At 53.9% G+C, this 20009-nt stretch carries 17 protein-coding genes and 1 riboswitch; of the genes, 8 read left to right on the top strand and 9 right to left on the bottom strand.

Annotated elements, in window-relative coordinates:
• Window positions 1-2: 2 nt before the first annotated feature.
• The 4 genes from C812_RS08490 to C812_RS08505 are packed head-to-tail and all read right to left on the bottom strand — an operon-like array spanning window position 3 to window position 7630.
• Window positions 3-1787 carry an acyl-CoA dehydrogenase family protein gene (locus C812_RS08490; RefSeq protein WP_016312259.1) on the bottom strand — a complete coding sequence of 595 codons (1785 nt, stop codon included), beginning with the start codon at window positions 1785-1787 and terminating at the stop codon, window positions 3-5.
• Window positions 1788-1814: 27 nt separating this feature from the next.
• Window positions 1815-2996, bottom strand: a complete 1182-nt coding sequence (locus C812_RS08495; protein ID WP_016312260.1) for an acetyl-CoA C-acyltransferase — start codon at window positions 2994-2996, stop codon at window positions 1815-1817.
• A gap of 22 nt (window positions 2997-3018) precedes the next feature.
• Window positions 3019-5415: a 3-hydroxyacyl-CoA dehydrogenase/enoyl-CoA hydratase family protein gene (locus tag C812_RS08500; RefSeq protein WP_016312261.1), complete on the bottom strand. Its 2397-nt coding sequence runs from the start codon at window positions 5413-5415 to the stop codon at window positions 3019-3021.
• Between the two features lie 37 nt (window positions 5416-5452).
• Complete coding sequence (locus C812_RS08505) at window positions 5453-7630, bottom strand: (Fe-S)-binding protein (protein ID WP_016312262.1); 2178 nt, start codon at window positions 7628-7630, stop codon at window positions 5453-5455.
• 328 nt (window positions 7631-7958) lie between these two features.
• Here C812_RS08505 and C812_RS08510 point away from each other — a divergent pair, with 328 nt between their 5' ends.
• The 3 genes from C812_RS08510 (at window position 7959) to C812_RS08520 (ending at window position 10597) form a co-directional block, all read left to right on the top strand.
• A complete protein-coding gene (locus C812_RS08510; RefSeq protein ID WP_016312263.1) occupies window positions 7959-8543 on the top strand; it encodes a TetR/AcrR family transcriptional regulator in 585 nt (194 codons plus the stop codon).
• Between the two features lie 274 nt (window positions 8544-8817).
• Window positions 8818-9585, top strand: coding sequence for an electron transfer flavoprotein subunit beta/FixA family protein (locus tag C812_RS08515; RefSeq protein ID WP_016312264.1), 768 nt, complete (start codon window positions 8818-8820; stop codon window positions 9583-9585).
• Window positions 9586-9604: 19 nt separating this feature from the next.
• Entirely contained in the window at window positions 9605-10597 is a 993-nt protein-coding gene (locus C812_RS08520) for an electron transfer flavoprotein subunit alpha/FixB family protein (RefSeq protein ID WP_016312265.1), read from the top strand.
• A gap of 49 nt (window positions 10598-10646) precedes the next feature.
• Here the strand turns inward: C812_RS08520 and C812_RS08525 are convergent, their stop codons facing one another.
• A complete protein-coding gene (locus tag C812_RS08525; protein ID WP_016312266.1) occupies window positions 10647-10829 on the bottom strand; it encodes a hypothetical protein in 183 nt (60 codons plus the stop codon).
• A gap of 140 nt (window positions 10830-10969) precedes the next feature.
• On the opposite strand from C812_RS08525, the gene C812_RS08530 reads away from it, so the two are divergent.
• Window positions 10970-12796, top strand: a complete 1827-nt coding sequence (locus C812_RS08530) for an ABC transporter substrate-binding protein (RefSeq protein WP_016312267.1) — start codon at window positions 10970-10972, stop codon at window positions 12794-12796.
• Window positions 12797-12845: 49 nt separating this feature from the next.
• Here C812_RS08530 and C812_RS08535 read toward each other — a convergent pair whose 3' ends face one another.
• The 3 genes from C812_RS08535 to C812_RS08545 form a co-directional block, all read right to left on the bottom strand.
• Entirely contained in the window at window positions 12846-13442 is a 597-nt protein-coding gene (locus tag C812_RS08535; RefSeq protein ID WP_016312268.1) for a nitroreductase family protein, read from the bottom strand.
• A 102-nt stretch (window positions 13443-13544) separates the two neighbouring features.
• The gene (locus C812_RS08540; protein WP_016312269.1) at window positions 13545-13862 is read right to left on the bottom strand and encodes a DMT family transporter; all 318 of its coding nucleotides are present in this window, start codon (window positions 13860-13862) and stop codon (window positions 13545-13547) included.
• Window positions 13863-13865: 3 nt separating this feature from the next.
• On the bottom strand, window positions 13866-14207 hold the full coding sequence (locus tag C812_RS08545) for a DMT family transporter (protein WP_016312270.1): 342 nt from the start codon (window positions 14205-14207) through the stop codon (window positions 13866-13868).
• Between the two features lie 57 nt (window positions 14208-14264).
• Window positions 14265-14373: riboswitch (guanidine-I (ykkC/yxkD leader) on the bottom strand.
• 178 nt (window positions 14374-14551) lie between these two features.
• Here C812_RS08545 and namA (C812_RS08550) point away from each other — a divergent pair.
• Window positions 14552-15562 (top strand): NADPH dehydrogenase NamA, encoded by a 1011-nt coding sequence (gene namA, locus C812_RS08550; RefSeq protein ID WP_016312271.1) that lies wholly within the window; start codon window positions 14552-14554, stop codon window positions 15560-15562.
• A gap of 345 nt (window positions 15563-15907) precedes the next feature.
• On the opposite strand, the gene C812_RS08555 is transcribed toward namA (C812_RS08550), so the two are convergent.
• Window positions 15908-17101 (bottom strand): transposase, encoded by a 1194-nt coding sequence (locus tag C812_RS08555; protein ID WP_016311143.1) that lies wholly within the window; start codon window positions 17099-17101, stop codon window positions 15908-15910.
• A 152-nt stretch (window positions 17102-17253) separates the two neighbouring features.
• On the opposite strand from C812_RS08555, the gene namA (C812_RS08560) reads away from it, so the two are divergent.
• The 3 genes from namA (C812_RS08560) to C812_RS08570 all read left to right on the top strand — a co-directional run bounded on the left by namA (C812_RS08560) (window position 17254) and on the right by C812_RS08570 (window position 19968).
• A complete protein-coding gene (gene namA, locus C812_RS08560; protein WP_016312272.1) occupies window positions 17254-18264 on the top strand; it encodes an NADPH dehydrogenase NamA in 1011 nt (336 codons plus the stop codon).
• A 190-nt stretch (window positions 18265-18454) separates the two neighbouring features.
• Entirely contained in the window at window positions 18455-19135 is a 681-nt protein-coding gene (locus C812_RS08565; protein ID WP_016312273.1) for a futalosine hydrolase, read from the top strand.
• Window positions 19132-19968 carry a 1,4-dihydroxy-6-naphtoate synthase gene (locus C812_RS08570; protein WP_016312274.1) on the top strand — a complete coding sequence of 279 codons (837 nt, stop codon included), beginning with the start codon at window positions 19132-19134 and terminating at the stop codon, window positions 19966-19968. Before C812_RS08565 ends, C812_RS08570 begins: the two co-directional genes overlap by 4 nt.
• The last annotated feature ends 41 nt before the right edge of the window (window positions 19969-20009 follow it).

The raw sequence follows: 20009 nt of genomic DNA on the forward strand, positions 1-20009 counted from the left end.
TTTTACAGTACGTATTTCTCCGCCCGAATCACTTCGGCGGCAATTTGCCGTTTTAATGACAGCGTATTCACTGCCGAGCGCTTTGTCAATTTTTTCAGGATGGAGAGTTGTGTGCGCAGCATATCCCCTGTCTCCATATAACTTAACGTTTCCTTCGCCAAGGCTTCGATCTTGCCAAATTCTTCTTGAATAAACACCGTTGTCATGGCGATATACAGCGCGGCCTTGTCTTCACCCGCTTGTGCAATGCGCTTCTTCGTGCGAAGCAGCGCGCTTTCCATCGCATAGATGGCGATCATCATATCCGCTAAATGGCTGAGCACTTCCTGCTCCCGCTCCAGTTTGAGCTGATATTTTTGCACCGCTTGGGCGCCCGCCATCAGGAAGATCTTTTTGGCCATGGTCAGCAGATAAGCTTCCTCTTCCAACGTGCCTTCAAACGTGCGGCTTGGGATCGGCTCCATCAGTTCTGCCTGCAGCTTTTGCGCTGCCTGGAGCAGAGGAAGTTCTCCCTTCATTGCGCGTTTGACCAGCGCGCCGGGAATCAGGAGGCGGTTGATTTCATTGGTGCCTTCAAATATCCGGTTGATCCGCGAATCGCGGTAGATCCGCTCGATTCGATATTCCTGAGTAAACCCGTAGCCCCCATGAATTTGCACGCCTTCGTCCGCGACGAAATCCAGCACCTCCGAGCCAAACACCTTGTTGATGGAGCATTCCAGTTGATATTCCGCGATTTGCTTCGCCGATTGGTAGCCCACATCTGCGCTGCTGTAATCGACATCTGCTAATCCGACGTCAAACAAGCCCGCTGTGCGATAGACCATGCTTTCCAGCACGAACGTCCGCGTATTCATCTCCGCCAGCTTTTTGCCGATGAGCGGGAAGGACGAAATCTTTTGCCCGAATTGGGTACGTTCATTGGCGTATTTCGCTGCATATTCAATCGCATCCTTGGAGGAACCGAGACATCCCGCCGCCAATTTGAAGCGTCCGATATTCAGGATGTTAAAGGCGATCAAGTGGCCTTTGCCCACTTCCCACAGCAAGTTTTCAACCGGCACTTTCACGTCTTCCAGGATCAACGGGCATGTGGAGGAACCTTTAATGCCCATCTTCTTCTCCTCTGGACCGATGCTTACCCCTTCCATGCTCCGTTCAACGATAAACGTGCTGAAGTCGGTGCCGTTCACTTTGGCGTATACAATGAAAATATCCGCAAAACCCGCGTTTGTAATAAACTGTTTAGTTCCGTTGAGCACATAATGCGTCCCGTCCTCGGATAACACCGCAGTTGTCTTGGCCCCCAGCGCATCGGAGCCCGAGGAAGGTTCAGTTAGGCAATACGCCGCGAGCAGTTCCCCTGTCGCCAGCTTCGGCAAGTATTTGCGCTTCTGGGCATCGGTTCCGAAGAACACGATGGGCAGCGTCCCAATACCGACATGGGCTCCGGCGGAGAGGGCAAATGAGGAGGCTTTCGTCAGTTTTTCGCTGATTAACGTGGTGCTGACTTTGTCTAGCCCCATGCCGCCGTATGCCTCCGGCACGTCTGCGCCGAGCAGACCGACTTCACCCGCTTTCCGCAGCAGGTTGGCGGTCAGCTCATAATTCAAGTGCTCAATCTCTTCGTCCCGCGGAAGGATTTCCGTGCGAACGAATTCCTCCGTCGTCTCGCCGATCATGCGATGCTCCTCGCTAAAATCCTCCGGGGTCACCACCTGACGGTAATCGACATCGGTAATGACAAAGCTGCCGCCTACGATTTTTTCCTTCGTTTCGTTGCTCATACGATCCTCTCCTTCATTCAAATGGATTCAAGGGTGAACTTCAAAAACGCCGGCCGCGCCCATACCGCCGCCAATACACATCGACACGACCCCGTATCTGCCGCCACGACGGCGCAGTTCATGAATCAGGGATATCGACAACTTCGTCCCGGTGCAGCCGAGCGGATGTCCGAGAGCAATTGCGCCGCCATTGACGTTCACTTTGTTCTCATCCAGACCCAGCTCGCGTATCACGTGGACGCATTGCGAGGCGAACGCTTCGTTGATTTCAAACAGATCCACATCGTCCAGCGTGATCCCTGCAGCTGCCAGCGCCTTCGGAATCGCCTTGACGGGTCCTACGCCCATCAATTCCGGCTCCACGCCCGCTACCGCAAACGAACGGAACGTTGCCAACGGTTGAAGCCCTAACGCATCTGCCTTCTCCCGGCTCATGACGACGACTGCGGCTGCCCCGTCGTTCATCGGCGAGGAGTTTCCTGCCGTCACGGTTCCACCTTGCTTGAAGCTGGGTTTCAGCTTCGCTAAAGCTTCAAGGGTCGTGTCGCTGCGGACGCTTTCGTCGGTGTCGAAGACAAAACGCTTCACTTTGACCTTCCCACGCTCATCCAAGCTGCGCAGCTCTGCCTCAAACGGGACGATCTCCTCCTTGAACTTGCCTTCGGCGATCGCTTGAGCAGCTTTCTGATGGGATACATAAGCGAACCGATCTTGATCTTCTCGGGAGATGCCAAAGCGTTCGGCAACGCGTTCCGCCGTATGGCCCATCGCGATGTAGACCTCCGGCATTTCCGCAACGATCCGCGGGTTGGGCGACACCTTGAACCCGGTCATGGGCACATGGCTCATGCTTTCCACGCCGCCGGCGATCAGCACGTCGGCCTGACCTAGCATAATCCGCTCCGCAGCAAAGGCAATCGCCTGCAAACCCGAAGAGCAAAAGCGATTGATGGTGATGGCAGGCACCGTGACCGGGAACCCGGCGTAGAGCGCCATGATCCGCGCAAAATTAAGTCCCTGCTCCCCCTCCGGCATGGCACAGCCGATGATAATGTCCTCGACATCTTCTTTGTTCAGACCAGGTGCGCGCTCAATGGCGGCTTCCAGCACGATTTTACCTAAGTCATCGGCGCGGGTTTGGACCAGGCTGCCTTTCTTGGCTCTGCCCACCGCCGTCCGGGCCATGGATACAATCACAGCTTCCTTCATCTAACTTCATCCTCCCCCTCGTTTAGTTCCGCAGCGGTTTGCCTTTGCTCAGCATGTGCTGCATGCGCTGCTGCGTCTTTGGTTCGCCGCATAAGCTCAGGAATGCCTCGCGCTCTAGGTCGAGCATATATTGCTCGGTTACCAGCGTTCCGGCGGGCACGTCGCCTCCAGCAAGCACATGGGCGAGTTTGTTGGCGATCAGCAGATCGTGATCGCTGATATAACCGCCCTCATACATGCCGAGCGCGCCTAGCTGCAGTACCGCTTTGCCTTCGGAGCCGACAACGCGGAACTTCGTCTCGGGAATGGGCTCATATCCGCTTCCCGCCAGCTTTAATACGGCCTGCTTCGCTTCGTAAATCAAATGGTCGGGATTTAGCACCACCCGGTCGGTAGATTTCATGAGCCCAAGCCGTTTGGCGTCATGACCGCTGCTGGACACTGTGGCAGTCCCCACCGTTTGGAAGTAGTGGTTGATGTAGGGCTGCAAATCAGCCTCCGCCAACATCGCCTGTTGGCTGGCCCGTAGCGCCAGCTCCTTACAGCCGCCGCCCGCCGGAATCAGGCCGACGCCCACTTCAACGAGCCCGTAATACGTTTCAGCAGCGGCGATAACCTGATCTGCCGGCATACACGCTTCCACGCCGCCGCCCAGCGTCATGCGGTGCGGCGCCGCTATCACCGGCTTCTCAAACCGTTTCAGCCGGTACATCGTGTTCTGGAATAGACGAATAATGTCGTCGATTTCGTCCCATTCCTCGTCCTGCGCTTCCATCAGCAGCAGCATCAGGTTGGCGCCAACGCAGAAGTTACGTCCCTGGTTGGCAATGACCAGCCCTTCGAAGTTAGCCCGCACCTCATCCATGCTCTGCGAGATCATCTGTAAAATATCCGCCCCAATCGCGTTGTTCGGCGAATGGAACTCCAAGCATGCCACGCCGTCGCCAAGATCGATCAGGCTGGCGCCGCTGTTGCTGCGCACCACTCGATTCTGCGCCTTCAAGTCGCGAAGCGAGATCTGTTCCGGCGGCAGCTTGACTGGTGCGTAACCTCGGGCGGCGGCTTGGAAGAGGGAGCCCCCTTCTTTTTTGTAGAACGAAGTGTTGCCCTGTGCGATCCAGTCCTTCACCCAGGCCGGTACCGTCAGCCCTTCCGCCTCCATCTTCTCAACGGTACGCACTAAGCCGATGGCATCCCATGTTTCAAACGGGCCCAACTCCCAATTAAAGCCCCATTTCATCGCTTCGTCGATATCGCGGATGTTGTCCGCAATTTCCCCCAGCTTGGCAGCGGAATAGATCAGCACCTGCTTCAGCACATCCCAGGCGAGCTGCGAGTAGCGGTCTTGCGTCCCAAGCAGCGCCTTCGTTTTGGCAGCTGCCCCTTTCGCCAGCTTGGCAGCCTCCAATGAAGCGGAGTTCACCTTGCGCTGCGGTGCGTACTCCATCGTCTGCAGGTTCAAGGACAGAATTTCGCTGCCCTTCTCCCCTTTGATTTTGCGGTAAAAGCCTTGCCCGCTCTTCTCACCGAGCCAGCCCCGCGATACCATATCCTTCAGGGAAGCTGGAGCAGCAAACACCTGTTTCTCCGCTTCGTCCGAGACGTTCGCATACACGTTGTCGGCCACATGCAGGAAGGTGTCCAAGCCGACCAGATCCAAGGTGCGGAAGGTGGCGCTTTTCGGACGGCCCATGGCAGGTCCCGTCACGGCGTCCACCTCTTCAACGGTGTACCCCTTCTCGGCCATCTCGCGCAGCGTCACGAGCAGGCCATATGTGCCGATGCGGTTAGCGATAAAGTTCGGTGTATCTTTGGCCAGCACGACCGTTTTTCCCAGCTTCTGCTCGCAGAAACGGCTTAAGCTTTGAACCAACTCCGGATCGGTCGTCTGACCCGGAATGATCTCCAGCAGCTTCATATAACGCGGCGGATTAAAGAAATGGGTTCCAAGAAAAGACTTGCGGAATTCCTCGGACCGTCCTTCAACCATCGCGTTGATCGAGATCCCCGACGTATTGGAGCTGACGATGATCCCCGGCTTCCAATGGCGCTCGACCTGAGCGAGCAGTTGCTGCTTAATGGCGAGGTTTTCGACTACGACCTCGATCACCCAATCCACATCCGCAATCTGGTGCAGATGATCCTCCAAATTGCCCGGCGTGATTCGCTCCGCGAAAGCGTTGTCATATAACGGTGCGGGTTTTGTCTTGGAGAGGCCGGCGATCGCCGACATTGCTAAGCGATTGCGTACGGACGGATGGTCAAGCGTCAACCCTGCGGCCATCTCCTCGTCGCTCAATCGCTGCGGAACAATGTCAAGCAACAGGCAGGAGATGCCCGCATTCGCCAGTTGGGCAGCGATGCCGGAGCCCATGATACCGGAGCCGATAACGGCTGCTTTTCGGATCGGTTTGTTCATTTGATCTACCTCCTAGGTCCTTCAAAATTCATTGAGATCATGCGGGGACCGGATCCGCCGCCTGTTCACCAAACACAGATAACGCTAAAATCTCAGCAATGTCCCGCGCCTTCACCTGGCTTTCCACTTCCTTAAGCTTGGTGCCGTCTTCCAGCATCGTCAGGCAATACGGACAAGCGCTGCTGATCATGCTCGGACCCACCTCCAATGCCTGCTCCGTGCGGGCCAAGTTAATTCGTTTGCCGGCGGTTTCCTCCATCCACATCAGCCCGCCGCCTGCTCCGCAGCACATCCCGTTCTCTCGGGACCGGTTCATCTCCACCAGCTCCACCCCGGGCACGGCCCGCAACACCTCACGCGGCGCATCATAAATCCCGTTATACCGCCCGAGATAACAGGAATCGTGATAGGTCACTCGTTCGTTGACCTGGTGAGTCGGCTTTAATCGTCCTTCGCGGATCAACTGCTCCAGCAACTGTGTATGGTGCAGCACTTCCACTCCCTCCAAGCCAAATTCGGGATATTCGTTTTTCAATGTATTAAAGGTATGCGGGCAAGCCGTAACGATTTTACGTACGCCGTACCGTTGGAACGTTGCAATGTTTTCATGGCACAGTTGTTGGAACAAGAACTCATTTCCCATTCGGCGCGGCGTATCTCCGGAGTTGCGTTCCTCGTTGCCAAGAATGGCGAAGTTAACGCCCGCTTCGTGGAGCAGCCGGACAAACGCCCGCGTCACTTTACGGCTGCGCAGATCATAAGAACCCATCGAGCCGACGAAATACAGATACTCAAATGACGGATTATCCTTCACTGTTGGGACAGGGATGCCCTCCAGCTCGCCCGTCCAGGCTGCGCGGTCGCTGCGGCTGATGCCCCAAGGATTGCCTTGGCGCTCGATGTTTTGCATCGCCCGTTGGCCTTCTGCAGGTACGCTGCCTTGCATGAGGACCAGGTGACGGCGCAGGTCCACGATTTTGTCAACATGCTCATTCCCCACTGGGCATTGATCCTCGCAGTTCCGGCAGGTCGTGCAGGCCCAAATTTCATCTTCGGTCATGACATCCCCGATCAGCTCAAGCTCGGTGACTGCTTTACCTTGAGCGGCTGGCTGCCAAGCCGCCTTCTGCCAGTCCAGCGTCGGGCGAATGTCGGTGATGCCCGAGGCGCGCCCCCAGTCCGGTGCGGCAGATGCCACGCCTGCCGCCACCGCATGGACGCCGTCCGAGCCAAATACATTCGCCGGTACCCACGGCGATTTGCCCGTAACGGCGGCGCCCTTCTCGGTGAGATGATCGCGCAGCTTCGTGATCAGATGCATCGGCGACAACGTTTTACCGGTGCTCGCCGCCGGGCAGACGCTGGTACAGCGCCCGCATTCCACGCAGGCGTAGAAGTCGAGCATTTGCTTTTGCGTGAAATCCTCGATGCAGCCCACTCCGAAGCTTTCGGCTTCTTCGTCTTCAAGATCCAGGCTCTGCAGCTTGCCATGCGGTTCCCGGCGGCGCAGCCAGATGTTAATAGGTGCAGTGATGAGATGGAAGTGCTTCGATTGAGGGATGTATACGAGAAAAGAAAGCAAGATCAATAAGTGCAGCCACCAGAATACGTAAAATACAGCTTCTGCAACAGCTTCAGGCAACCAAGTGAATACTGCAGCAATGGCTGACGAGACCGGGGCGTACCATGAAAACTCCAGCCCCATCCATACACGTTCGAACCCTAATGACAGCAGAACGGATACCATCAACGCATAGATGAAAATTACAACGATTCCGGGTTTCCAACCCTTTTTGAGTCGCGGCAGCTTTTCAATATAACGGCGATAGGCGGCGTACCCCATCGCGATGAGGATAGCCAGTGCGGTAAACTCCTGGAACCAGCCGAACATCTCGTAAGCCGGTAACGGCAGGTGCCCGCCGCGCGATAACCCTTTGACGATCAGATCAATCGCTCCAAATTGCAACACGATAAATCCGTAAAACACAACGATGTGCATCAAACCACTTTTTCGATCCTTGAGCAGCTTCTTCTGCCCAAATACCTGTGACCAGAATTCCCCCTGGTCTCCCCCGCGCCTAGCACGGAAGTTGGTGGGTCGGCCTAGCCGCAGGTAAAGGTAACGACGGAACACAGCCTGATAGAACACATAAATGGCGTATCCCGTAACGGCAGCAAACAGCAGAGCGTTTAGCGTTAGCCAGAACGTAACCATGAGAAGGCGTCCCTCCTTCGAATATTTTCTTATGAGACAAAGAGATCGCTGGTGGTTCAAGTGCGTCAATGTGTGCGGGAAAAGTTGCTACGTACATGAAGAGAGATTTTTGAAATGCTGAGGTTCTGTGATTCAGTATTGCGATGTGTTCCTGACACGATGGAAGATGGCTCTCGTACAAGTGAACAGGGGTAAACGGTTACAACATGGAGTGAAATGAAAAATCTTAAGGAACGTCCCTTGACAACCGGTTAGTTTTTCCCCTAAGATTAAGAAAATGAATGACGGTTCATTCAGTTGTTTTAAATTTTAGCATTGAGGTGGCTCGATGACAAGTAGGAAACAGGAAAAATTTGAAATGATCCTGGATGCAGCGGAAAAAGTCATTGCAGAGAACGGGTTCCACGGCTCCCAAGTTTCTAAAATCGCCAAAGAAGCTGGAGTCGCGGACGGCACAATTTATCTTTATTTCAAAAATAAAGAAGATATCCTGATCTCCCTCTTCCAGGATCGACTGGGCAAGCTGGTTGAGCTGTTCCATCAGAACATCGCCGAGACGAGCACAGCCGAAGAAGCGTTGCGAAAGGTGTGTGAAATTCACTTCACTCATCTGGAGCAGAACGTAAATTTTGCGTACGTGACGCAAATCGAGCTGCGACAAAGCTCCCTCGAACTGCGCAAGGCGATCGGTCTGGCGGTAAAGCCCTATATCACGCTGATCGAGCATATCTTGAAGAGAGGGATCGAGGAAGGTTCGTTCCGCGACAACCTGGACACCAAGCTATCCCGTCAGCTGATCTTTGGAGCCTTAGACGAAGTCGTAACCTCTTGGCTGATCTCTGGCATGAAGTACTCCCTATCCGCTCAGGTGGAGAACACGTTGGACTTTTTCCTGCGTGCACTTAAGAAGTGAGCCGTTATTTTTGGAGCAATACCCCACCTATCCAATCTGCTCTAACGCTTGTGATCAACCTTATTCGCAGCAAAATTAGCATCTGCAACATATAACGCTTGTCACGAAGCTTATTTACTCGTTTTTGAGGCAAATCCCCCCAAAATCATGCCAATAACGTGACTGGTCAGCGTTAGAATTGAAACTCACTTCATAACAACCCCATAAGTGCGCTGGCAAGCGTTAGCATGTACTTGAGGCGAAACATTCTTGAATTTGAAAGGAGTTGGCCCGCATGCATGTCGTTGTCATCCTGAAACAAACCTTCGATACGGAGGAAAAAATCGTCCTCACTGACGGAAAGATTGTTGAGGACGGCGTTAAGTTCGTCATTAACCCTTACGACGAATATGCGGTTGAGGAAGCGCTGCGTCTGAAAGAAGCCCACGGCGGTACGGTGACGGTCGTGTCGGCAGGCCCGGAAAGAGCAGCCGAAGCACTGCGCACCGCGCTGGCGATGGGCGCGGATGAAGCGGTACGGATCGTCACGGAAACGATCGATACGGATGAATATGGCATCTCCCGCCTGCTCGCCGCCTATTTGCAAACACTAAGCTATGACCTCATTTTGGGCGGCAACTTCTCCGTCGACAACGGCGCCGGTCAAGTCGCTGTGCGGCTTGCCAAGCTGCTCTCACTTCCCCACGTCTCATCGATTACGGAGTTGACCGTAGGCGGAGATCGGGCAACTGTCGTACGGGATGCGGAAGGTGACGCAGAAACGCTGGAAGTTGCATTACCCGCAGTATTCACTGCCCAGCAAGGCTTAAACGAACCACGATATCCATCGCTCCCCGGAATTATGAAAGCGAAGAAGAAACCGTTCCGTGAACTGACCCTCTCTGATCTTGGACTCAACGAAACCGACATCGCCCCTAAAACCCAACGGCTTGGCCTCACCCTTCCGCCGGCCCGCCAAGCTGGCAAACTGCTTGCCGGTTCACCTGCCGAACAGGCAGCGGAACTCGTGCGACTGCTGCGCTCTGAAGCAAAAGTCATTTAACCCGAAGGAGGCGTTAATCATGAGCAAAACGTACGTGGTGATCGTCGAAACGAAGGATGGTAAACTTCGTCAAGTCTCTTTGGAAGCGCTTCACGTTGCAAACACGCTGCGTGGCGAAAGCGACCGTCTTACAGCGGTACTGCTGGGTCATCAGCTGGATGATGCTGCTGCCGAGCTGAGCCGCCATGTGGAGGGCCAAGTGCTCATCCTGGATCATGCCGAACTCCATGCCTATCAGCCGGAGTTGGCCTTTGAAGCAGTGCTGCAAGCCCTAGCTGTACTGCCGGAAGAACCGAGACTGATCCTGCTTGGTCATACCGCCATCGGCCGCGATCTCTCACCTCAATTGGCGGCCCAGCTAAATTGCGGGCAAATTTCTGATGTGACCTCTCTCACCAAGGACGGCGATAGGGCCGTGTTCACGCGTCCCCTTTATGCCGGGAAAGCCTTCGAGCAAAAAGAACTGACAGACGGCACGGGTATCGTGACCATTCGGCCCAACAACTTCTCCCCTGCAGCCCCTGCCGCTGCCCCAGGGACGCTCGTACCGCTGGAGTTTACTGCGCCTGCAACGCTGCACACGATCCTCAAGGATGTGGTGCGCAAGGTATCCGGCAAGGTCGATCTCACCGAAGCGAAGATCGTCGTATCCGGAGGACGCGGCGTGAAAAGCGCCGACGGCTTTAAAGTGCTGGAGGAACTCGCAGACACCCTCGGCGGCGCTGTCGGTGCTTCACGTGGCGCATGTGATGCCGGCTACTGCGACTATGCGCTGCAAATCGGCCAAACGGGGAAGGTCGTCACACCAGAGATTTACATCGCCTGCGGGATCAGCGGTGCAATTCAGCATCTGGCTGGCATGAGCCAGTCGCGAGTGATCATTGCCATTAACAAAGACCCGGAAGCACCGATTTTCAAGGTAGCTGACTATGGCATCGTCGGCGATCTATTCGAAATCGTTCCGCTGCTAACCGAGCAATTCAAAGAAGTTCTCGCTGAACGGACTTCTTGATAAACCAAATGCCCGCATCTCATGATGCAGGCATTTTCCTTGTCAGATATCAATAAAACATATTCAAGATCGAGCGCAGCACCTTTCCCATGCCGCTCGCTTGTTTCCGCTTCTTGACCAGTTGCTTGGGTTGGGTCATCCCCTCCAAGCTGTATGGGGTGCCCGGTCTTCTCAACGACTGATGGAACTCTTTAATCTCCCGCTCTCTTACATAAAAATCTAGATAATTCATGGGATAACCTCCTTGCTTCCAGGGTGGCCATGACCGACCCTTTTGTTATTTCCATTATCTTCTTCAAAAGCAGGAAGAAAAAGAGTATACTATTTCAAAGTCATTTCCCCTTTTGCCGTTTGCAAGGAGGACGGGGGGGTATGGAGGTGTGTATGGTCGTGTTAACCGCAGAACGTTATTTAGCGTTGCTGAATCATTATGCGGAGGGAATCGGCGATTCGGCAGAGCCTCGCGAAGTTGAGGTCGCGCTGGAGGATTTAACGAAGTTGTTTCACTGTACGGAGCGGAACGCTAAGCTGGTCATTCGTAAGCTGCAGGAGGAAGGTCTAATCGACTGGTCGCCGGGTCGAGGTCGCGGGCACCGCTCCCGTCTCGTGTTTCGGGTGAATCGGGAAAATTTCTTGATCGATCTGGCCCAAAGGCTGGCGGAAAAAGGGGAATACCGCTTGGCCTTCGAATTCCTTCATCAGCACGAAGGCGATATCCATGCGCGAGAGCGGTTTATTCAGTGGCTAAATGACCAGTTCGGCGCGGAACGACAGCTCGCCGCAGGCCAAAGCTGCCGTGACATCTTTCGACTGCCGGTATATAAAGCTCCGTTTACGCTGGATCCGGCCAAGCTGATTTACGACTTGGATTCCCACCTCGTTCGGCAAATCTTCGATCGGCTGGTGCAATACGACCAGACGATCGGTCAAGTGACCGGCATGATCGCCCATCACTGGGATCATGATGAGACTGGGACGGTGTGGACGTTCCATTTGCGCAAAGGTGTGCGTTTTCATCATGGAAAAGAGCTCACCTCCGAGGACGTCGTTTTCACCTTTTCTCGGCTGAGGGAAGTCTCAACCAACCGCTGGCTGGTATCCAGCATTGATCAGATCGAATCCTTGGATACGCGAACGGTTCTGTTTCGGCTGCATCAACCGAACTGGCTGCTCCCTCGCCTGTTTTGCTCCTCGTGCGCTTCGATCCTACCTGCCGATTTACTCAGTAAGGACGAGACGGCGTTTTGGCAGTTTCCAAGCGGTACCGGCCCGTTCCGACTCACGCATTGGAGCTTGAACCGGATGGAGCTTGAGGTCCATGCGGGATATTTCCTCGGACGGCCTTATTTGGACGGCGTCACCCTGGTCTTTCTGCCTGACGATATTCCGAATTCCTCCAAGTTGAGATGGGAGCAGCTGATCGTCAACGATTCACGGGTTCCCACCAAAGCCGGGGACGATTGGAATCGAATCCAGACCTTAAGACGGGGCTGCAGCCTAATTTCTTGGAATCGCAACCGACTGGGGCCGCAACAATCGCTGGCGTTTCGGCAGGCGATTAACCTGGCGATTGACCGCCCCGGGCTGATCCAAGCTACGGGCAAATCCGGTTATCCGGCACGCAGCTTTCAGCCAACCGAAGACACCATGCTGGGGGTTCATCGGCACGATCCGGCCGCCGCAAGACAACTGCTGGAGGCGCATGGTTATAATGGTGAGCCGATCCGCTTGGCAGCCCATTATCTCGATCGAGAGGAAGCTGAATGGATTAAAGTCCAATGCGAAACGATCGGAATTCCGGTTGAGATTGTGAATTATGAAAAAGGCGATATGGCAAGAACGGCTGCCCTTGAAGCCGATGCCGTCCTCTTATGCCTCGTCTTCGCTGAGGATGAAGTGTGCGAGTTGGAAAGCTTCTTGCAGGAAGATAGCTACATCCGTTTGCATATGCCGCCGGAATTAAGCCGTTGGGTGTTCAGCATGGTGGATGAAGTTTTTGCGTCCAGAAGTCCTGAGAAACGGCGGGTGTTGCTGCAGCAAATCGAATATCGCCTGCAAGATGAAGCGCAGGTCACTTTTCTGGTGCACAGCATGTTGAACACGTATGTCCACCCTTCCATTCGCGGTGTTGCGATCAACAATCTTGGCTGGATGGACTTTAAAGACATCTGGTTGACCTCTGCTTCCTCAGCAGGATGAATTGCCTAAGAAAAAAGCGTCTGGCCTTTGAGCCAAACGCTTTTTTGGATTAATTGAACACCTTCATTCGGTTGTCAATCGGCGCAAACTCTTTGTCGCCTGCCGGAGCCTCGATCTTGCCAAACGGCATTTGTGCAGTCAGCCTCCAGCTTTCCGGTACGCCCCATTCCTTCCGCACTTCCTCATCGATTAAAGGGTTGTAATGCTGGAGCGACGCGCCGACGCCTTCATCCGACAAGGCTGTCCAAACAACATATTGCAGCATGCCGTTGGATTGCTCTGACCACACCGGGAAGTTCTCAGCGTATAAGGCAAATTGCTTTTGCAGCCCTTCAATCACCGTCTGGTCCTCAAAGAACAATACGGTACCGCGGCCGCTCCGGAAGGAAGCCATCTTCTCTTCCGTTGGGCCAAAGTTGTCCGCCGGAACTATTTTGCGCAATGTTTCCTTGGTAATGTCCCAAAGCTTCTCGTGCTGCGCATTAAACAATACGACCACTCTGGCACTTTGCGAGTTAAATGAAGATGGCGAGTAAAGTACCGCGTTGCTTACAATCTCCTTTACCCGCTCTTCAGTAATGGGAATGTCCTTCCCGATGGCATAAATGCTTCGTCTCTTTTTGACGGCGTGCCAGAAATCGCCCATTCCTTCAGTTTCACTCCGTTTCTGCCTGGATTGATGTCAATGGAACCTTCCTTAATATATCCCAATCGACATCAATCCAACCGATCCTGAAGCTAGTTCCACCTACTCGCTGATGAGCTTTAACCCCATTGCAGCCCCTAAAATAAAGGCAATAAACAGCAATCGCCGCCACTCGCGAGATTCACCATAAAGCAGCATCCCCGCGATAGCACTTCCCGCCGTACCGATACCTGTCCATACCGCATAGGCCGTCCCCATGGAAATGGTTCGCATCGCCAAGGTCAGAAACAGGAAGCTAAGCAAAAAACCGCCGGCCATCCAGGCATACGCCCCTAGGCTCTTACGGGTGTTGATTTTGTTGATCCCAATCACGCCCAACACCTCGCCAAATCCAGCGAGCACCAGCAGAATCCAATCCATCGGTTACGCTCCTCCTTCCGTCTGCTTCTCCCCATCGGTCACCAGCTTCAAGCCGATGACACCAACCATTAACAGCAAAATGAGCAGCAGCTTGGCCCAACGAAACGGTTCCCCAAACAACGCCATCTCCGCAATCACCGTCCCTGCCGTACCGATCCCCGTAAATACGGCATAGACCGTGCCAATCGGAAGCCGTCGTCCGGATAAGATCAACAAATACATGCTCATCCCGATACAGATTGCCGTCCCTACCCAGCTGAGCGCATCCCCGGCATGCTTCAGGCCGATGACCCAACCGATCTCAAATAAGCCAGCAACGCCGACCAAGCCCCAATCGCGTTTCATGCGTATGCCCCTCTCCTTTATACAAAAAATAAAACCCGAAAGATATCATCTTGCGATATCTCCCGGGCTTTTGTCCCTCCGTGTCCACGGCCTATGAAGCGCCGCGCGTTCCCTCTTGGACCAGTCCGGTCGGCAGATCCGCCGCGGAACCCTAGGGAACAATTCGTTAGCTATCTTAACCGATTCCTGCTTCAGGGTCAAGAAGTATGGATCGGATAACAGTATCAAAAACTATACTATAGAACAATTTAGTACGTACTTGTAAGTTATAATCCGATTGTCTAACATGGAAATGACATAGGTTTATTCTATTAACCCCCAATCCAAAAGGAGGAGTGGTCGAGATGAACGCCCAACTATTTAGCCCATATACGATCAAACAGGTTACGTTCAAAAACCGGATCGTCATGGCTCCCATGTGTCAATATTCTGCCCACGATCAGGACGGAAAAATCCAGGATTGGCACCGAGTTCACTACGCATCCCGTGCCGTCGGCGGCGTTGGCTTGATCATTATTGAAGCGACAGCCGTTCTGCCGGAAGGACGGATTTCGTATCGAGATCTTGGCATCTGGAGCGATGAACATGTATCCGGGTTAAAGGAACTGGTTGATCTAGTGCACCGCAATGGTGCGAAAATCGGGATTCAGCTCGCCCATGCTGGGCGGAAAGCGGAGCTTGAGGAAACGATCATCGCTCCGTCGGCGATTCCGTTTCCAGACAAAAAAACGCCAAAAGCTGCTGAATCCGGGGATATTCGCAGGATTGTAGAAGGCTTCCGAGATGGGGCACGTCGCGCGAAGGAAGCCGGTTTTGACGTGATTGAGATCCATGCAGCCCATGGGTATTTGCTGAATGAATTCCTTTCGCCGGTGACCAACCATCGGGAAGATGAGTACGGCGGAAACGCCGATAACCGTTACCGGTTGCTGGGCGAAGTGATCGAGGCGGTCAATTCGGTTTGGTCCGGTCCGCTGTTTGTTCGGGTCTCGGCGAATGAATACGATCCGCAAGGTAATTCGCTGGAACAATATATCGATTATGCCCGCCGAATGAAAGCGCAGGGCGTGGATTTGATTGATTGCAGCTCTGGCGGATTGGTCCCGGCACAAATTCAAGCGTTTCCGGGCTATCAAGTGAACCTGGCGGAACAAATCCGCCGTCAAGCTGAGGTGGCCACGGGTGCGGTTGGCTTGATCACGGAGCCCTCCCATGCGGAGGAAATTCTCGGTAACGGCCGGGCAGATCTGGTGCTGTTAGGCCGTGAATTGCTGCGCAACCCTTATTGGGCGTACGAGGCGGCTAAAGCCTTAAATATAACGCTAGATCGCCCGGTTCAATACCAAAGAGCTTAATACGACCCGTGCTGCAGGCCCGTTTTCGCGATTGGCGAAGACGGGTCTTTTTCCATTCGGGCAGGAATCATCGCTCCGGTTACACCAAATAGAGTGGAGAGGATCTCACTTCAACATCGGGATGAGTTCATTTTTAATGCGTACTTGCAAGTTATCGTCCGATTGACTATTATTGTTATTGACTTATTTTTTATTATTAACTTACTTATAGTGAGTGTTTTGCATAATTCCGTTTCAGAGAAGAAGCGATAGCATATTCACTGTCGTTAAGGGGTAATTTTCGAAAATGGTATTATATGGATGAAGAAAAGGGCAGACTTGCAGAATTTTAGAACAGCTCGTTTTTTAAGCGGCAGCCCGTTTTGAATGATGAGAAACGGCGAGCGCAGATGCAAGCAGAACAATGGCATTCAAATACTGGTGAGTTGTGACTTTCTGAATGCCCCGGACATGTGCGGCGTCTGCCGTCAAATAGGTTTTCAATCGGGAGTTGCAGCGTTCTACGCTGGTTCGTTCATTGTAAAGTTCCTTCCAACGCTTTGTATCCCGATGAGGGATGCTGTATCGCCGGAGATCATCCTTCGCATTTACTTTGACGACCATTCCATAGTTTGAAGACGAGCAGGCAGCCATGCCAAGCGGACAGTCGACTTTACCCGTGGCATGCGGGCAGCGAAATTTATGCATATCGCCGTCAACTCCCCAGTATGTCATCGCATAACCCATGGAACAGCACGGTGTTCCGTTCGAGGTCATGCCAGCAGGCGGTTCCTTCTCCCCCCGAAGATTAAGGGGAATGATGGCTTGTGCCTTGACGTTGCGGGCGGCCTCATAAACTTTCATTTGGTCGTAGCCCGCATCGAGTATGAAAAATCGTGTGCTCGTCCTGGACGCTGTTTTCTCGATCAGGCCCGGCGCCATTTCTCCATCATTGACATGCGCCGGCGTTACTTCCAAGGCGATCGGCAATTCACTTTTCGTATCGACCGCCAGATGAATTTTGTAACCAAACCATGTGATTTTATTGCCGAAGGAATCAATTTTTGCGCCCCAGTTCGCATTACCCGTTTGCTCGCTTTTGCGTTTGGGCTGCTTTTTCTCGTAAGCGCGGAGAGCGGCGCTGTCTATGGCGACGTTACTGCCTTCTATGATACCTTCCTGCTGACAGCGTGTGACCAAATCCTCAAAAAGCCGTTTTGCCAAGTCCTTTCTCGTCAGTTCTGAGAAAACTCGGCTTAATGTGGATATGGAAGGAGCTTCTCGATCCAGCGGAAGACCACACTGATAACGAAACCGGAGATCCGTATCCAAACGCTTATGCAACCCTGAAAAGGTACTTATTCCTTCAAGCGGCGCAGCCAAGAGTGCTCGTAGAATACCTTGTCTGCAGTATCCCTCAGCGCCTCGGGGTGAACGGCTTCTCAGTTCCTTGGCATACGGTCTCAGATCGAGAGAACTGAAGAAGATCGGCAATCTCTCCTTGGGTTGAATTTTTAAAAGTTCTTCGAAGGAAAACAGACATTCTTGGAGAATATACAAAGTGACTTCCTCCATCCTTGAGGTTTTTGGGTTTGGTCACTTGAAAACTTCTCCAAGTTGGGGTGAAGTCCCTTTTTTATGTCCGAAAATCCTTACGGCTCAAGGCCTCAGATTACTGCAAAACGCTCATAGTAAGAGAAGGAGTGATCTAGATGAGTGCCAACCTGTTTTCCCCTTATACGATCAAACAGGTTTCGCTTAAAAACCGGATCGTCATGACCCCTATGTGCCAATATTCTTCCCACAATCAAGACGGAAAAGTCGAGGATTGGCACCGAGTTCACTACACATCCCGCGCCGTTGGTGGCGTTGGATTGATCATTGTGGAAGCTACAGCCGTCCTACCTGAAGGACGGATAACATATCGGGATCTGGGCATCTGGAGCGATGAGCATGTCTCCGGGTTGAAGGAGCTAGTTGACCTTGTGCATCGCAACGGTGCCAAAATCGGAATTCAACTTGCCCACGCCGGACGGAAAGCGGATCTCGAGGAAACGATCATCGCTCCGTCGGCGATTCCTTTTCCCGGCCAAAAAACACCAAAAGCCGCTGATGCTGAGGATATTCGGAGAGTTGTGGAAGGCTTCCGCGAAGGAGCACGCCGCGCGAAGGAAGCTGGTTTTGACGTCATTGAGATCCAGGGGGCCCATGGTTTTTTGCTGAACGAATTCCTATCGCCAGTAACCAACCATCGGGAAGATGAATACGGTGGAAACGCGGATAATCGTTACCGGATGCTAAGCGAAGTGATCGAGGCGGTCAATTCGGTTTGGTCCGGCCCGCTGTTCGTCCGGATCTCGGCGAATGAATACGATCCGCAAGGCAATTCGCTGGAACAATATATCGATTATGCCCGCCGAATGAAAGCACAGGGCGTGGATTTGATTGATTGCACCTCCGGTGGGTTGGTTCCGGCACAAATTCACGCGTACCCAGGATATCAAGTGAACCTGGCAGATCAAATCCGCCGCCAAGCGGATATCGCCACCGGTGCAGTTGGTATGATCACCGATCCCTCCCATGCGGAAGAAATACTTTGCAACGGGCGGGCTGATCTTGTGTTCTTAGGCCGCGAGCTGCTGCGCCACCCATATTGGGCATATGATGCTGCTAAAGCTCTAAACACAACCTTAGAGCGCCCGGTTCAATACCAAAGAGCCTAAAACGGACATGTGTTGCAGACCCGTTTTCGCGATTGGCGGAGACGGGTCTTTTTGCTTAGTTCAGTGCTCTTCTCACTTCTTGGTACAGTCGGGTTTGGTGATGACGCATCACCTGACTTGGTTTTCCTGCAGCAGCGTTTTATAATTTGAAGAGTGAATTTGTCCACGGACTAAGGAGTTGTTCTTATCGATGCTAAATCGTTCACATTCCAAAATTCTGATCATGACGGCGGTGGAAGCCGAACAGCAAGCCGTCCTGCGCGGACTCGATGGCTATGAAGGCGCTGATGTGCAGCTGGCTGGTGTTGGTCCGGCATCAGCGGCTGCAGCGACAGCTACCGCGCTGGCACGTGCTGGCCAAATTGCCGACGGCCCGTACAGCCTCGTCCTCAGCGCCGGCATTGGCGGCGGATTCGCCGAGGTCGCCGGCGTGGGCTCGCTGGTCGTTGCGAGCGAAATCATCGCCGCCGACCTCGGTGCGGAGACGCCGGACGGCTTCGCCGGCGTGGACGAGCTGGGCTTCGGCTCGCCGCGGATCGCCGTAGCGGACGAGCTGGCGGCTCGCTGGGCAGCGGCGCTGCGGGAGGCCGGGCTGCCGGTCCACCACGGCCCGATCCTGACGTTATCCACCGTCACCGGGACGACGGAAACGGCACAACGGCTTGCCCAGCGTTATCCCGGCGCCGGCGCCGAAGCGATGGAAGGCTTTGGCGTGGCTGAAGCCGCCCGCCAGTTCGGCGTTCCCGTGCTGGAACTGCGCGCCATCTCGAACGCTGTAGGTCCAAGGCAACGGGAACTTTGGAAAATCAGCGATGCTCTGCAGGCTTTAGAGCAAGCTTGCGCTAAACTACCGGAGGTGTTGCAATCATGAAAATCGCTTTTTCGCCTTGTCCTAACGATACTTTTGTGTTCCACGCGTGGGTTCACGGCTTAATCCCGGGCGCTCCGGAGCTGGATGTCTCCTATGCGGATATTGATATTACGAACGGTTGGGCGGCTTCCGGCACCGGACCTGAGGTGCTGAAAATTTCCTACGCCGCGCTCCCTTGGGTGCTGGACGAATACGCACTGCTCCCGTGCGGCGGAGCGCTGGGCCGAGGCTGCGGACCGCTTGTATTAACGGCGAAGGCATCCTCGCCTTCCGACCTGTCGGGCCGCCGCGTAGCGGTGCCAAGCGAACGTTCCACCGCTTACCTGCTGTTTCGGCTCTGGGCGGCAAAGCATGTGCCCGGCGGTGTCGGCGAGATCGTCGTCATGCCGTTTGACGAGATCATGCCGGCCGTTCAACGCGGCGAACTGGATGCAGGCTTGGTGATTCATGAAGCGCGTTTTACTTATCAAAATTATGGACTTCATCTGCTTCAAGACTTGGGTAACTGGTGGGAATCTGACACGGGCTTGCCAATTCCCCTCGGCGCCATCATCGCTCGCCGGTCGCTGGATCTAGCCTCGATAGCCCGCTGGACACGGGAATCTGTGGAATATGCTTGGGCGCATCCAGACGCTTCGGCGGAGTATGTGATGAGCCATGCGCAGGAAATGTCGCCCGAGGTGCAGAAAGCACATATCGGACTGTATGTGAACCAATATACAGCGGATTTAGGCGAGGACGGCTATGCGGCCATCCGAGGGTTACTGGACCGGGCAGCAGCCGAAGGCTTGGTGCCCAAAATCGATCCAGCCAAGCTGAATCCCAGCTGGTGAGCAATAGCAATCGATCTAACAAACAAAGAAGGAGCCGAATC

Source organism: Paenibacillus barengoltzii G22 (assembly GCF_000403375.2).
Lineage (GTDB): Bacteria > Bacillota > Bacilli > Paenibacillales > Paenibacillaceae > Fontibacillus > Fontibacillus barengoltzii.

Coding starts and splice junctions, on each gene's coding strand:
- C812_RS08540 (WP_016312269.1), bottom strand. CDS start 13,862: ATGGATTGGATTCTGCTGGTGCTCGCTGGATTTGGCGAGGTGTTGGGC.
- namA (WP_016312271.1), top strand. CDS start 14,552: ATGAACGCCCAACTATTTAGCCCATATACGATCAAACAGGTTACGTTC.
- C812_RS08495 (WP_016312260.1), bottom strand. CDS start 2,996: ATGAAGGAAGCTGTGATTGTATCCATGGCCCGGACGGCGGTGGGCAGA.
- C812_RS08490 (WP_016312259.1), bottom strand. CDS start 1,787: ATGAGCAACGAAACGAAGGAAAAAATCGTAGGCGGCAGCTTTGTCATT.
- C812_RS08530 (WP_016312267.1), top strand. CDS start 10,970: ATGGAGGTGTGTATGGTCGTGTTAACCGCAGAACGTTATTTAGCGTTG.
- C812_RS08500 (WP_016312261.1), bottom strand. CDS start 5,415: ATGAACAAACCGATCCGAAAAGCAGCCGTTATCGGCTCCGGTATCATG.
- C812_RS08525 (WP_016312266.1), bottom strand. CDS start 10,829: ATGAATTATCTAGATTTTTATGTAAGAGAGCGGGAGATTAAAGAGTTC.
- C812_RS08515 (WP_016312264.1), top strand. CDS start 8,818: ATGCATGTCGTTGTCATCCTGAAACAAACCTTCGATACGGAGGAAAAA.
- namA (WP_016312272.1), top strand. CDS start 17,254: ATGAGTGCCAACCTGTTTTCCCCTTATACGATCAAACAGGTTTCGCTT.
- C812_RS08570 (WP_016312274.1), top strand. CDS start 19,132: ATGAAAATCGCTTTTTCGCCTTGTCCTAACGATACTTTTGTGTTCCAC.
- C812_RS08505 (WP_016312262.1), bottom strand. CDS start 7,630: ATGGTTACGTTCTGGCTAACGCTAAACGCTCTGCTGTTTGCTGCCGTT.
- C812_RS08520 (WP_016312265.1), top strand. CDS start 9,605: ATGAGCAAAACGTACGTGGTGATCGTCGAAACGAAGGATGGTAAACTT.
- C812_RS08565 (WP_016312273.1), top strand. CDS start 18,455: ATGCTAAATCGTTCACATTCCAAAATTCTGATCATGACGGCGGTGGAA.
- C812_RS08510 (WP_016312263.1), top strand. CDS start 7,959: ATGACAAGTAGGAAACAGGAAAAATTTGAAATGATCCTGGATGCAGCG.
- C812_RS08535 (WP_016312268.1), bottom strand. CDS start 13,442: ATGGGCGATTTCTGGCACGCCGTCAAAAAGAGACGAAGCATTTATGCC.
- C812_RS08545 (WP_016312270.1), bottom strand. CDS start 14,207: ATGAAACGCGATTGGGGCTTGGTCGGCGTTGCTGGCTTATTTGAGATC.